The organism is Novosphingobium mississippiense (assembly GCF_044029535.1).
Classification (GTDB): Bacteria; Pseudomonadota; Alphaproteobacteria; order Sphingomonadales; family Sphingomonadaceae; genus Novosphingobium.
This window is the reverse complement of sequence record NZ_CP147003.1, coordinates 623,727-636,307: the sequence shown is the minus strand read 5'-3', so window position 1 is coordinate 636,307 and position 12,581 is coordinate 623,727. Positions and strand designations below refer to the sequence as shown.

Below are 12,581 nucleotides of genomic sequence, written 5' to 3'. Positions count from 1 at the left end.
TCACAGCCGCTCGATAATGGTGACGTTGGCCTGCCCGCCGCCTTCGCACATGGTCTGGAGGCCGTAGCGAGCACCGGTGCGTTCCAAGGCGCCCAGCAGCGTCGTCATCAATCGTACGCCGGTGGCGCCGATCGGATGGCCCAGCGCGATGGCGCCGCCCTGCACGTTCACCTTCTCATGCGGGATGTTCAGTTCCTTCATCCAGGCGAGCGGGATCGAGGCGAACGCCTCGTTGCATTCGAACAGGTCGATGTCCTCCACCCGCATTCCTGCCTTGGCGAGCGCGTGCTGGGTTGCCGGGATCGGGCCGGTGAGCATCCACACCGGGTTCGCCGCCCGCACGGACAAGTGATGGATGCGCGCCCGTGGTTTCAGGCCATGTTCCTTCACCGCCCGCTCGCTGGCGATCAGCATGGCGGCGGCAGCATCGCAGTTCTGGCTGGCGACACCGGCGGTGATCGCGCCGCCCTCCCGCACCGGGTTCAGCGCGGAGAGCCCTTCCAGCGTAGTGCCCGGGCGGATCGTCTCGTCCTTCGCCAGCCCCTCGAACGGCGCAACCTCACGGTCGAACCAGCCGGCATCCCACGCCGCCTGCGCGCGTTGATGGCTAGCAAGGCTAAACTGCTCCATTTCCGCGCGCGAGATGCCCCACTTCTCGGCAATCATCTCGGCCGAGCGGATCTGGTTGACCTCTTCGTCTCCATAGCGCGCGTCCCAACCCTTCGAGCCTTGGAACGGGCTGTCGAAACCATAAGCGGCCCCGGCGAACATCGCCGCCGAGATCGGGATCGCGTTCATCGCCTGACTGCCGCCGGCGACGACCAGATCCTGCGTGCCCGACATCACCCCCTGCGCGGCGAAATGAACCGCCTGCTGGGAGGATCCGCACTGCCGGTCGATGGTCACGCCGGGAACATGTTCGGGCATGCCCGCCACCAGCCACGCCGTGCGGCCGATATCGCCGGCCTGCGGGCCGATGGTGTCGCAGCAGCCCCAGACGACATCGTCCACCAGACCGGCATCGATTCCGGTGCGCTCCACCAGCGCCTTGATCGGATGCGCGCCCAGATCGGCGGGGTGCACTTGGGCCAAGCTGCCCTTCTTGCGGCCGACGGGCGTGCGAACGGCGTCGACGATATAGGCTTCAGGCATGGATCATCTCTCTGGTGGCCGCGCCGGCATGGGCTTCGCGGGCGAAGGTCCGGTCGGGACCGACAGGCTGGGTGAACAGGCGCGTGGCGACGCGCGCGCGGTGGAATGCGGGCGTGCCCCAGCTTTGGGTCAGCGCGAGCGTGCGCTTGAGGAACAGGTGCGCGTCGACTTCCCAAGAATAGCCCATGGCGCCGTGCACCTGGATCGAGGCGCGCGTTGCCTTGTCCGCCGCTTCCAGCGCGACGATCTTGGCGTGGCTGACCCGCGCGCGCGCCTGTACGTCGCGATGCCCGATTTCGGCAGCCGCAGCGCGCACTACCGGCCGCGCGAACTCGATGGCGACCTGTGCGGAGGCGAGGTGGTGCTTCACCGCCTGATAGGAACCGATCGGCTTGCCGAACTGCTGGCGTTCCTTGGCGTAGTCCACCGCCATGTCGACCGCGCGCTGGGCAAGGCCGAGGCCCTGTGCGGCGGCGAACAGCGCGGCGCGATCCAGTGCGAGATCCCAATCGGCCACGCCAAGATCCTCAGCGTCGGCTGCATCCCACTCCACGCGGAACAGACGGCGCAGCGGGTCGATGGTTTCGGACGGCATCAGCCGTACGCAATCCGGGCTGGCCAGGAAGGCATGCCCGTCGCGTTCCAGCAAGATCGCGGCGGTGCGGCCCGCATCGGCCACTACCGGGTTCAGCGAATGGGCAATCGCAATCGTCGCGCCCGGATCGGCCAGCAGCGGATGATCGGGCGCGAGCGCCGCCAGCATCGGCGCGGCCACGCCAGCGCTTTCGACCAGCGGTTCCGGCAGCGCGACATAACCTGCCTCCTCCGCGATCAACGCGAAGTCCAGTTCGCCAAGGCCCATGCCGCCCGCCTCTTCAGGCAGCATGACCAGCGTGAAGCCGTTCTCGACGATCGCGTCCCAGCGGGCAGGATCGCTATTGTCACCGCGCTCCATCATCTTGCGCCAGTGATCGGGCGTACAGGTGTCGCCCAATAGGGTGCGCGCGGTTTCGGCGAACATGAGCTGTTCGTCGCTCAGGGTGAAATCCATGACCCGGTCCTCCTCAGCGCGGCAGGCCGAGCATGCGCTCGGCGATGATGTTGCGCTGGATCTCGTTCGATCCGGCGTAGATCGGCCCGGCGAGGGCGAAGATGTAATCGTCCAGCCAATCGTGCTGCCCCGGCTCCACCACCAGCTCAGCATCCGGGCCGAGGATCGAGAGCGCGGTCTGGTGCAGGTGGATGTCGAGTTCCGACCAGAAGATCTTGTTGGTGGAAGCCTCCGGCCCGATCTTCGCGCCTGCCATCAGCCGCGACGCGGTCTGGTAGATCGACAGCGCATAGGCATCCGCGTTCATGTAGGCGCGCACCACATCGGCTTCGAGCAGCGGATCGGCATCCGCCTTGCGTTCCTGCCAAAGCCCGGCCAGCGCCGCAGCGGCGACCTGATAGCGCGCCGGACTGCGCAGCATCAGGCCGCGCTCGAACCCTGCCGTCGCCATGCAGATGTGCCAACCCTGCCCTTCGTCCCCCAGCCGGTTGAAGGCGGGCACGCGCACGTCCTCCAGGAAGATTTCCGCAAAGCCGACATGGCCGTTGATCTTGCGGATGGCGTTGACCGTCACCCCCGGCGCATCGAGCGGGAAGAAGATCAGGCTCATCCCCTTGTGCCGCTCCGTGCCCGGTTCGCGGAACAGGCCGAAGGCCCAGTCGGCAAAGACCGCGCGGCTGGACCAGATTTTGTGGCCGTTCAGCACATAGTCGTCGCCGTCTCTGGTGGCCGTCGCGCGCACGCCGGCAAGGTCGGACCCGGCCTGCGGTTCGGACCAGGCCTGCGCCCAGATTTCCTCACCCGATGCCATCGGCGGCAGGAAGCGCTGCTTCTGTTCGGGCGTGCCGAACTCGATCAAGGTGGGGCCCAGCAGGAAGATGCCGTTCTGGTTGACCCGGCCGGGCGCGCCGGCGCGGTAGTATTCCTCCTCGAAGATCAGCCATTCGATCAGGTCCAGCCCGCGACCGCCATATTCCTTCGGCCAGGTGACCATGCCCCAGTCGCCGGACTTCAGCGTGCGTTCCCAGTCGCGATGCGCCTCGAACCCTTCGCGCGTGGCGTCGAAGTGTTCGAGCGGCTGCGCGGGCACGTTCGCCTCAAGCCAGTCGCGCACTTCGGCGCGGAACGCCTGCTGGGCGGGGGTGTAGGAAAGGTCCATCAGAACGAGGCCGCCTTGCCGGTTTCCACGAAGGCATCGCGCGACTTCTGGCTATCCTCATGCATGTACATTTCGAGGGTGAAGCCCTGCTCCCAGCGGTAGCCGCGATCGACGTCGCGCGATTCCAGCCCGTTCAGCGCTTCCTTGGCGATCACCAGCGCCTTGCGCGACTTGCCGGCGATGCGCGCGGCGAAGGCGCGAGCTTCGGTTTCGAGCTGATCGCGCGGGACGACCATCTCCACCGCGCCCAGCCGATAGGCTTCCTGCGCGGGAATATTGCCGCCGGTGAAGAAGGCCGCGCGCACCTTGTGGAGCGGCAACATGCGCGACATGTGGCTGGCCCCGCCCATCGCGCCGCGATCGATCTCCGGCAGCGAGAAATAGGCATCGTCCGCCGCGATGATCGTGTCCGACGCGCCGCAGATGCCGATGCCGCCGCCGATCACGAACTTGTGCACGGCAACCACCACCGGCACTTCGGCCTCGTGAATCGCCTTGAACGTCAGGTAATTGCCGCGATTGAGCAGCGGGATGCGTTCCGGATGGGCCTGCATCTCCTTGATGTCCACGCCGCCGCAGAAGCCGCGCCCATCGGCACGGATCAGGATGCAGTGGACGTCCGGATTGCGCGCCGCCTCGTTGATGATCGCGGGCAGGCTGAGCCAGGTTTCGCTGTCGAACGCATTGACCGGCGCCACGTCGAAGACGATTTCGGCAATCCGGTCCTGAATGGTGCAAGTAATCGGCATGGGTTCTCTCCTCCCCCGGTTTCAGGCCGCGACGGTGGCGGCGGCGGGTACGCCGAGCGCGCTGAGCCTTTCGCGCGCTTCGGCCATGATGCTGTCGACAAGCTGCTGGCAGCTTGGAATTTCGCGGATGCGGCCGCCGACGACGCCGGTGGCCATCACGCCGTTCTCGATATCGCCGTCGATCATCGCCTTCTGGATCAGCATCGGCGTGGTCGCGGCCATCATCGCCTGCTTCAGCGGCATCGCGCCGTGCGCGGTCATGCCGCGCGCGCTGCGCATGAAATCACCCCACGAAGCACCGGTCTGGCGCTTCATCGCTCGACCCGCCTCGAACGCGCGCAGCCACATGGCGAGCGGGCCGGACTTCTCGATCCGGTCCATCAGCCGCGTGCGCACCATGCGCTGGGGAATGCCGTCCAGCTTGGTGGTGACGACGATGCCGTCAGTGGAAGCTGCGAGGTAGGCGCCCTTGGCGCTGTCCGGCACCGGACTTTCCTGCGTCAGCAGAAAACGCGTGCCCATGGCGATGCCGACGGCGCCGTAAGCCAATGCGGCCACCAGCCCGCGCCCGTCGGCGAAACCGCCGCTGGCGATCACCGGCACCTGTACAGCGTCCAGCACTTGCGGCAGCAGCACCGTGGTCGGCACCGATCCGGTATGGCCGCCGCCCTCGCCGCCCTGCACGTTGATCATGTCGACGCCCAGTTCGACCATCTTCTTCGCGTGCTTCAGCGCGCCGACGGTAGGGATGCAGAGGATGCCGGCGTCCTTGAATGCACCGATCATCTTGGCATTGGGCCCGCGCCCGAACGAGACCGCGCGCACCTGATCGCGGTTTTCCAGGATCAACTCGACGATCTTGTCCGCGCCCGGCTGAAAGCTGTGGAAGTTGACGCCGAAGGGGCGATCGGTGCCACGGCGCACTTCCAACAGCTTCGCCCGCGCCTCGTCCGGCGTCATCACCGCCGCGCCCAGGAAGCCGAAGGCGCCCGCGTTCGAACTGGCGATGACCAGCGAGGGTTCGGCCACCCAGCCCATCGCGGTCTGGATCACCGGCACTTTGCAGCCGAGGCGTTCGACCAGGATAGTGTGTAGCGGATCGGTCATCTCAGCCTTCTCCCGCCTGCTTCTTGTTGGCCGCCGCCATTGCCTTGCCATCCAGCCCGGCGATGGAATTGCCCTGCACCAGATCGTTCTGGGCATGGGCGAAGTGGTGCATGTGGAACACGGCATCCATCGCCGAACGCTTGCCGCGCAGTTCTTCCACGTGGTTGACCGCCTGCTTGGTCAGCCAGTTGCCAAGGCGCGGCTGCGCAGCGAGTTTCGCGGCCATCGATGCCGCTTCCTCGCGCAGTTTCTCACGCGGGACGATCCGGTTGACCATGCCGAACTGTTCGGCGCGCTGGGCGCTCATGCGTTCGCCCAGCAGCAGGAATTCCTTGGCCACGCGCGGCGGCAGTTCGAAGGCGTGGGCGAAGTATTCGACGCCGGGGATTCCCATCCGGTTGACCGGGTCCTGAAAGAACGCGTCTTCCGAAGCGACGATCAGGTCGCAGACCCAGGCCAGCATCAGCCCGCCCGCGATGCAGGCGCCCTGCACCATGGCGACGGTGGGCTTGGGAATGTCGCGCCAGCGGCGGCACATGCCCAGATACTGCTCCTGCTCCCGCGTGTAGAGCAGTTCGGCCGCCGGCTTGTTGACGTGGCCCGGCACCATCAGCCGGTTGTCGAACGCCTTGTGCAGATCGCGTCCCGGCGTGCCGATGTCGTGCCCGGCAGAGAAGTGCTTGCCGTTGCCCGCCAGCACGATGACCTTCACCGCATCGTCCTGCACGGCGCGGTTGAAGGCATCGTCCAGCGCATAGGTCATCTGGCCGTTCTGCGCGTTGTTGAAGTCCGGCCGGTTGAGCGTTACCCAGGCGACCGGACCGTCCACCTCGTAAAGCACGGGGCTGTCGGTCTCGTAGACGATGTCGACCTTTTTCGGTTCGACCAGATCATCGCTCATGATGCCTCTCCCGATCCCGCTCAGGCCCTGACGGCCGGCGGGTTGTCCTTGATGACGGTGGCGCGGATGTCGTGCGGGTCGAGCGCGGCGATCACTGCCAGCGCGTCTGCATCCGGAAGCGGTGTGGTGCCCATCTCCGGCGCCCGTTCCAGCGCGAAGCCGGTTGCTTCCTGCACTTCCTCGAACGTGACGCCGGGGTGCAGCGAGACGACGCGGATTGCCCGATTGCCTTCAGCGTCGGTGCCGCCGAAGTCCATCACGCAGAGGTTGGTGACGATGCGCTTCAAGTCGACGCCGGAATAGTTGCCGCCCGCCACGCGCTTGGCCGGATTGTAACCGACGCCGGAGATCATATCGACTTCGCCCGGCACGAAGACGCGGGGGCCATGCGCCGGGAAGAAGAACGAATTGGCGTGGTAGATCGTATTGCCCGGAAAGCCGCGCACGCCCAGCATCTGCGTCTTGGGCTGGCGATAAGTGCCCCCCATGTACGAGAGGTTGATCTGGCCGAAACGGTCCAGCTGCGTGGGCGTGACCATCGCGTGGCGGCGCCCGGTCCAGACCGCGCTGTCGAAGAAGCGCGAGAACGGCAGGTATCCGGCCCGCTTGCGATCGTCATAGGCGCGCGGGCCGATCGGCACCGGCTGTTCGACCAGATAGGCCTCACCATCGGTCATCATCAGTTCGGGGCTGTGCGTCAGCTTGGCGAGCCCGGCGGCAAGCCGGGGCACCGGGCCGACGCCCGTGGCGATCACCTCACCATTATTGCGGAATGCCTCGGAGGCGGCGAAAATGCAGAGTTCTGCAAGGGTGATCGTCGTGATCGGGGTAACCTGATTCATCAGAATATCGGGAGCGGGAGAGCCGCCACCGCCTCCTTTCCGCCAATGCTGTCGAGATAGTCGGCCTCGTTCGCGCCGACGAAGCGGTCCTGCACCGCGCCCCAGTCACCCGGTTCCTTGGCGGAGGCCGCGTAAGCCTTGAACGCCTTCATGTCCCAGCCGTAGTGCGGGGGCATCGAACTGGGATGCGCGCCGCCGGGCATTTCGATCACGCCGCTGATAAAGCAACGCTCGATCAAGTTGTCGCGCGCCTGATCGGGGTAGTGGTCCTCCATCCGGTCGACCAGTTCCTCACACGATACGAAGGTCTTCGCGGCAGCCTTGGCGAACCACTCGTCGTAATAGGCGTCCGGCCCGAACACCTGCACATTGCCGCGCCAGTCGCTGCGGTTGACGTGCAACAGCGCGACATCGAGCTTGAGCGCAGGCATCGCGATCAGCGTCTCGCCATCGGCATAGGGGCTCTGCACCGTCTTCAGCCCGCCAAGTTCGGCCAGATCGGTGCCCAGCCCCACGCGCGTCGGCAGGAAGGGCAGCCCGAAAGCGGCGGCCTTGAGGCCCCACTGGAACATGCCTTCATCCAGTTCCAGCACGTCCAGCGCGCCGCTTTCCCGGCTCTTGCGGAACCACGGTTCCAGCGGAATCGCATCGAGCGAGACGAAGGCGAAGACCAGCTTCTTCACCTTCCCCGCCGCGCACAGCATGCCGACGTCGGCACCGCCATAGGCCACCACGGTCAGGTCCTTGACGTCGGAACGCAGCAGTTCGCGCACCAGCGCCATCGGCTTGCGACGCGGCCCCCAGCCGCCGATCCCGACGGTCATCCCGTCCTCTATCTGCGCGACGATTTCTGCCGCGCTCATGCGCTTGTCGAGCATCATGCTCCCTCTTCCTGTTTTTTCTGTTCCTGTTCCTCAAGCGCCTTCTGCCAGGCCCAGACATGGCCCCATTCGCTGGGCACGAGATGCGCGGTCGGCTCCCAGCTGGCCGGATCGATCACCAGCGGATCGGCACCGATCTCGAAGTCGAAACCGCCGGGCGACTGCATGTAGAAGCCGAAGGTCTGGTCGTTCACATGGCGCCCGATGCTGGCGCTTTCGGGCACTTTGGCCTGGCGCATGCGGTCATGGCATTTGCCGACGTCTGCCTGCGCCTTCATCTCCAGCATCAGGTGGACGCAGCCCGAAGGCGGCATCGGCATCTCACCCAGCGCGACGGAGTGATGGCGGCCGTTGTCTGCGTGCATGAAGGCGAAGCCCATGCCCGGATCGTCGGCCGCATCGCTGAAGTGGAAGCGTGGAATGTCGGTGTCGTGGAAGCCGAGGGTGCGATAGAATTCGTGGCACTCGGCAAAGTTCGGTGCCGCGAAGACCGCGTGACCCATGCCCATGTCGCCGGTAACGAAGCCGCTGACCCCGGCGGGCGAGACGAAAGCCACATCGTCACGGGTGTCGCCGTGGAAGAATTCCAGCCCATTGCCCGCCGGATCGCTGGTGCGGAAGAAGGCGGCCACGCCGCGCTCCTGCGCCTCCTCTGCCGTGCCATCCTCGATCGGGCGGCCGGCGGCGGCGACTTTCGCGCGCGCTTCCGCCAGTTCGCCGGCATCGCCCACTTCATAGGCGGCCGCGCGGAAGTGCTCCTTGGCCCCCGTCTCTATGCGGAATCGGAATGGGCGATCGTCGATCCGGTAGAGGGCGACGCCCTCCTTCCCGCTCTCCACGCGCATCGTGCCGACCACGTCGGCAAGGAATGCGTCCCACTCGGCAGGTTTCGCGGTTTCGATCACCACGTAACCGAGCGCCTTAATACCCATGGCCTTCAGTTTCCTTTCACGAGGTCGAGGAAGTACGGCCGCTCGCCGCCCCCATCGACGTTGATGCGCGCGCCGCTGACCCAGCTCGCCAGATCGGAGCAGAGCCAGAGAACCGCGCCTGCGATATCTTCGCCGCGCCCCATCCGGCGCAGCGGCAGCGAATGGCCGACGGCCGCCTGCGCTTCGGCATCGCCGTAAGTCGCGCCCGCCGTTTCGGTCTGCATCAGGCCCACGATCACCGCGTTCACGCGGATGCCGTCCGGCCCCCATTCCTGCGCCAGGCTCTGCGTCAGGTTCAGCAGCCCCGCCTTCGCCGCGCCGTAGGCGGCGGTCTGCGGCGACGGGCGAATGCCCGAAACGCTGGCGATGTTGACCACGCTGCCGCCGCCCTGCGCCTTCATGGGCGCGTGCGCGGCCTGCGCCATGTACATCGCCGCATGAAGGTTCAGCCGCACGATGGCGTCGAAGAAGCGCGGGCTGGCCGTGGCGGCATCGGCCTGCGGCGAACCGCCGGCATTGTTGACCAGGATGTCGATCCGGCCGTGTTCGGCCACCACCGCATCGACAAGCCCGCGCGCCTGATCCGCCTCGCGAATGTCCGCCGCGTGGAAGGTCAGCCCGGCGGGCAGCGATTCCGGCGCATTGCGCCCGCACACCACGACACGCGCGCCGCTGGCGGCAAGCGCCTGCGCCATTGCCAGACCCAGGCCGCGCGTGCCGCCGGTGACGATCGCGACGCGCCCTGAAAGATCGATCTGCTGCCTGCCCTGCACGGCGGCCCTCTCCCTCTGATCCCGTTCACTATTCCGATTGCAGGATTCGTTCCTGCACCAGATTCGAATTTGGCAATATCGAAAGCGGAATGGGTTTTCAATTGACGATTTGCGTATCCAATGTCATTTCAAATTACGAAGTCATCGCCAAAGGGCGCAAATTGATTCGAATGAAGGGAGAGATCGCAAAGATGGCCAGCGCAGCCTCCGCGCCGTCAGACGCCGCCGTGCCCAGTCCCGAGGAACTGGTTGCCCGTGCGCGCGCCATGGTGCCCACGCTTAAGGAACGCGCCCGCCGCTGCGTCGCAGAGCGCGACGTTCCGGCCGAAACCATGGCCGAGCTTCACGAAGCCGGCTTCTTCCGTATCCTGCAGCCGCGCCGCTGGGGCGGGTACGAGATGCATCCCAATGTCTTCTTCGATGTGCAGAAGACGCTGGCCGAAGGCTGCATGTCGACTGGCTGGATGTACGGCGTGGTCGGCTGCCACCCTTACGAGATCGCGCTGTTCCACGAAGAGGCGCAGGTGGAGATCTGGGGCGGGGATACGTCCGCGCTCGCCTCTTCCAGCTATCAGCCGGTGGGCAAGGTCACGCCGGTGGACGGCGGCTTCCGCCTTTCGGGCCGCTGGGGCTTCTCGACCGGGTCGATGCATTGCCAGTGGGTGATTCTGGGTGCCCTGGTGCCGCCCAGCGAGCCGGGCGGCGCGCCGGACATGCGCGCATTCCTGCTGCCGCGCAGCGACTACACGATCGATACCGACGCCTGGCATGTCTTCGGCCTGCAGGGCACCGGCAGCCATGACGTGATCGTCGATGATGTGTTCGTGCCCGAATACCGCACGCACCGCGCGATGGACGGGTTCCTTTGCGACAACCCGGGTCAGGAAACCAATCCGGGGCCGCTCTATACCCTGCCCTGGGCGCAGGTCTTCACCCGATCCGTCTCCACGGCCGCTTTCGGTGGCGCCCGCGCGGCCATCAACGCGGCGATGGACATCGCGCAGAGCCGCGTTTCGACGAACACCGGCAAGGCATCGAAGCACGATCCCTTCCTGATGGCGGCGATCTCGCGCGCCGAAGCGGAAGTGACCGAGATGGAGCAGACGCTGCGCCTGACGTTCGATGACCTGATGGCCCATGCCGAACGCGGCGAGGCGATCCCGATGGAGAAGCGCACCCGCTACGCCTACAATTCCTCCTCGGTCGTGCGGCGCATGGCCGAACTGGTGGATGACATGGTGAAGCTGCTGGGCGGCCGCGCGGTCTACATGTCCAGCGAGATCATCCAGCCCTGGCTCGATCTCCACGCCGGCCGCGCCCACGTCGCCAACGATCCGAACAACCGCACGACCGATTTTGTCGGCGGCATGCTGGGTCAGGCACCCACTTTCACGTTCCTTTGAGGGAAGGCGGCACGATGGCTACGTTGAAATCGGCCCGTTACCGGGTCAGCGGCGGTCACGAGATCGAAATCCGCGAGGCGGGCACAGGCCCCGCAGTCGTGTTCATTCACGGCAGCGGGCCCGGCGCATCGGGCGCGTCCAACTTTCGCGGCAATATCGACGCCTTCGTGGCGGCGGGCTTCCGCGTGGTGCTGCCCGATCTGATCGGCTACGGCACGTCCTCCAAGCCGGAGGGGATCGACTACACGCTCCAGCTCTTCACCGACACGCTGCATGAGGCGCTGGTGGCGCACGGCATCGATCGGGCGGTTCTGGTGGGCAACTCGCTGGGCGGCGGGATCGCCCTGCAGATGACGCTGGATCATCCCACCTTCGCCGAAAAGCTGGTGCTGATGGCGCCCGGCTGCGTGGCCGAGCGTGAGGCCTATTTCGTGATGCCCGGCATCGCCAAGATGGTCTCCAACTTCGGCGGCGCGGATTTCAATCTGGACGAGCAGCGCCGCCTGATCGGCAACCTGCTCCATGCCGAGGCGCATCACCTGATCACCGACGAACTGGTGGCCGAACGCTTCGAAGTGGCCCGCACCCAGCCCAAGGACGTGATCGTGCGGATGCGCACGCCCGATCTCAGCCCCCGCCTTGGCGAAGTGAAGCAACCGATCTTCGTGCTCTGGGGCCTGGACGACGAGTTCTGCCCGGAAAGCCACGCCCGCCTCTTCCTCGAACGCTGCCCGAACGTGCGCGCAATCACTTTCGCGCATACCGGGCACTGGGTGCAGGTGGAGCGCGCGGCCGAGTTCAACCGCTATGTCGTGGAGTTCCTGCGATGACGGTCGCGACACGCCACGGGCAGGAACTCTATGAGGCCCTGCGGGAACGCCGCACCCTCTCCCCGCTGATCGCGCGCGATCCGGCGCTGACGGTGGACGATGCCTATGCCATCAGCCTCGATTTTCTGAAGCGACGGCTGGCCGATGGCGAAAAGGTCGTCGGCAAGAAGATCGGCGTCACCAGCAAGGCCGTGCAGGACATGCTGGGCGTGCATCAGCCAGACTTCGGCTTCCTGACCGACTGGATGCATGTCGACGGCGATATCGACGTGGACGCCAAGGCGCTGATCGCCCCGCGCGCGGAGGCGGAGATCGCCTTCATCCTGAAGGAAGGACTGTCCGGCCCTGGCGTCACGGCCGAGCAGGTTCTGGCCGCCACCGAAAGCATCGCGCCCTGCTTCGAGATCGTCGACAGCCGCATCACCGACTGGAAGATCGGCATCGTCGATACCGTGTCGGACAATGCTTCCTGCGGCGTCTACGTGCTGGGCAAGGAGCGCCTGGACCCGCGCGCGTTCGATCTTCCCGGCCTGCATGTGGCAGTGACCAAGAACGGAGAGCCGCTGTCCGAAGGCTACGGCCACGCCGTGCAGGGCGATCCTGCGCAGGCAGTGGCGTGGCTGGCGAATACGCTGGGCGCCTATGGCGTCACGCTCGATGCCGGCGACGTGATCCTTTCCGGATCGCTGGTGCCGCTGGCCGCCGCCGTGAAGGGCGACAGCTTCGAAATGATCCTTTCCGACAGGAACCCCGCGGAAGGCGGCAAGGCGATCGGCCGCTGCCTCGCCCGCTTTGTGTAAG

13 protein-coding genes are annotated in these 12,581 nt (G+C 66.2%); 3 read left to right on the top strand and 10 right to left on the bottom strand.

From position 1 onward, the window contains the following. From WBP06_RS21530 to WBP06_RS21485, 10 genes are read right to left on the bottom strand one after another with little or no spacing between them, the layout of a single operon-like run. Window positions 1-1,152: an acetyl-CoA C-acetyltransferase gene (locus WBP06_RS21530; RefSeq protein ID WP_395337111.1), complete on the bottom strand. Its 1,152-nt coding sequence runs from the start codon at window positions 1,150-1,152 to the stop codon at window positions 1-3. Further along, on the bottom strand, window positions 1,145-2,203 hold the full coding sequence (locus tag WBP06_RS21525) for an acyl-CoA dehydrogenase family protein (RefSeq protein ID WP_395337110.1): 1,059 nt from the start codon (window positions 2,201-2,203) through the stop codon (window positions 1,145-1,147). Before WBP06_RS21525 ends, WBP06_RS21530 begins: the two co-directional genes overlap by 8 nt. 13 nt (window positions 2,204-2,216) lie before the next feature. Continuing rightward, window positions 2,217-3,362, bottom strand: a complete 1,146-nt coding sequence (locus WBP06_RS21520) for an acyl-CoA dehydrogenase (protein ID WP_395337109.1) — start codon at window positions 3,360-3,362, stop codon at window positions 2,217-2,219. After that, complete coding sequence (locus tag WBP06_RS21515; RefSeq protein WP_395337108.1) at window positions 3,362-4,111, bottom strand: enoyl-CoA hydratase family protein; 750 nt, start codon at window positions 4,109-4,111, stop codon at window positions 3,362-3,364. The genes WBP06_RS21520 and WBP06_RS21515 overlap by 1 nt, the downstream gene beginning before the upstream one ends. 21 nt (window positions 4,112-4,132) lie before the next feature. Beyond that, a complete protein-coding gene (locus WBP06_RS21510) occupies window positions 4,133-5,218 on the bottom strand; it encodes an NAD(P)H-dependent flavin oxidoreductase (RefSeq protein ID WP_395337107.1) in 1,086 nt (361 codons plus the stop codon). A 1-nt stretch (window position 5,219) separates the two neighbouring features. Continuing rightward, entirely contained in the window at window positions 5,220-6,119 is a 900-nt protein-coding gene (locus tag WBP06_RS21505; RefSeq protein WP_395337106.1) for an enoyl-CoA hydratase, read from the bottom strand. 20 nt (window positions 6,120-6,139) lie between these two features. Then, on the bottom strand, window positions 6,140-6,961 hold the full coding sequence (locus tag WBP06_RS21500; protein WP_395337105.1) for a CoA-transferase subunit beta: 822 nt from the start codon (window positions 6,959-6,961) through the stop codon (window positions 6,140-6,142). Beyond that, a complete protein-coding gene (locus WBP06_RS21495) occupies window positions 6,961-7,842 on the bottom strand; it encodes a CoA transferase subunit A (RefSeq protein ID WP_395337104.1) in 882 nt (293 codons plus the stop codon). The genes WBP06_RS21500 and WBP06_RS21495 overlap by 1 nt, the downstream gene beginning before the upstream one ends. Further along, the gene (locus WBP06_RS21490) at window positions 7,839-8,774 is read right to left on the bottom strand and encodes a VOC family protein (RefSeq protein WP_395337103.1); all 936 of its coding nucleotides are present in this window, start codon (window positions 8,772-8,774) and stop codon (window positions 7,839-7,841) included. Before WBP06_RS21490 ends, WBP06_RS21495 begins: the two co-directional genes overlap by 4 nt. A gap of 5 nt (window positions 8,775-8,779) precedes the next feature. Beyond that, window positions 8,780-9,547 (bottom strand): SDR family oxidoreductase, encoded by a 768-nt coding sequence (locus WBP06_RS21485; protein WP_395337102.1) that lies wholly within the window; start codon window positions 9,545-9,547, stop codon window positions 8,780-8,782. Window positions 9,548-9,738: 191 nt separating this feature from the next. Between WBP06_RS21485 and WBP06_RS21480 the strand changes: the two genes are divergently transcribed. From WBP06_RS21480 to WBP06_RS21470, 3 genes are read left to right on the top strand one after another with little or no spacing between them, the layout of a single operon-like run. Continuing rightward, on the top strand, window positions 9,739-10,950 hold the full coding sequence (locus WBP06_RS21480; RefSeq protein WP_395337101.1) for an acyl-CoA dehydrogenase family protein: 1,212 nt from the start codon (window positions 9,739-9,741) through the stop codon (window positions 10,948-10,950). Window positions 10,951-10,964: 14 nt separating this feature from the next. After that, complete coding sequence (locus tag WBP06_RS21475; protein ID WP_395337100.1) at window positions 10,965-11,780, top strand: alpha/beta fold hydrolase; 816 nt, start codon at window positions 10,965-10,967, stop codon at window positions 11,778-11,780. Continuing rightward, window positions 11,777-12,580: a fumarylacetoacetate hydrolase family protein gene (locus WBP06_RS21470; RefSeq protein WP_395337098.1), complete on the top strand. Its 804-nt coding sequence runs from the start codon at window positions 11,777-11,779 to the stop codon at window positions 12,578-12,580. The genes WBP06_RS21475 and WBP06_RS21470 overlap by 4 nt, the downstream gene beginning before the upstream one ends. Window position 12,581: the final 1 nt, after the last annotated feature.

Excerpts from the sequence above, each read along its gene's own strand:
- WBP06_RS21530 (WP_395337111.1), bottom strand. The coding sequence starts at position 1,152 with ATGCCTGAAGCCTATATCGTCGACGCCGTTCGCACGCCCGTCGGCCGC.
- WBP06_RS21525 (WP_395337110.1), bottom strand. The coding sequence starts at position 2,203 with ATGGATTTCACCCTGAGCGACGAACAGCTCATGTTCGCCGAAACCGCG.
- WBP06_RS21520 (WP_395337109.1), bottom strand. The coding sequence starts at position 3,362 with ATGGACCTTTCCTACACCCCCGCCCAGCAGGCGTTCCGCGCCGAAGTG.
- WBP06_RS21515 (WP_395337108.1), bottom strand. The coding sequence starts at position 4,111 with ATGCCGATTACTTGCACCATTCAGGACCGGATTGCCGAAATCGTCTTC.
- WBP06_RS21510 (WP_395337107.1), bottom strand. The coding sequence starts at position 5,218 with ATGACCGATCCGCTACACACTATCCTGGTCGAACGCCTCGGCTGCAAA.
- WBP06_RS21505 (WP_395337106.1), bottom strand. The coding sequence starts at position 6,119 with ATGAGCGATGATCTGGTCGAACCGAAAAAGGTCGACATCGTCTACGAG.
- WBP06_RS21500 (WP_395337105.1), bottom strand. The coding sequence starts at position 6,961 with ATGAATCAGGTTACCCCGATCACGACGATCACCCTTGCAGAACTCTGC.
- WBP06_RS21495 (WP_395337104.1), bottom strand. The coding sequence starts at position 7,842 with ATGATGCTCGACAAGCGCATGAGCGCGGCAGAAATCGTCGCGCAGATA.
- WBP06_RS21490 (WP_395337103.1), bottom strand. The coding sequence starts at position 8,774 with ATGGGTATTAAGGCGCTCGGTTACGTGGTGATCGAAACCGCGAAACCT.
- WBP06_RS21480 (WP_395337101.1), top strand. The coding sequence starts at position 9,739 with ATGGCCAGCGCAGCCTCCGCGCCGTCAGACGCCGCCGTGCCCAGTCCC.
- WBP06_RS21475 (WP_395337100.1), top strand. The coding sequence starts at position 10,965 with ATGGCTACGTTGAAATCGGCCCGTTACCGGGTCAGCGGCGGTCACGAG.
- WBP06_RS21470 (WP_395337098.1), top strand. The coding sequence starts at position 11,777 with ATGACGGTCGCGACACGCCACGGGCAGGAACTCTATGAGGCCCTGCGG.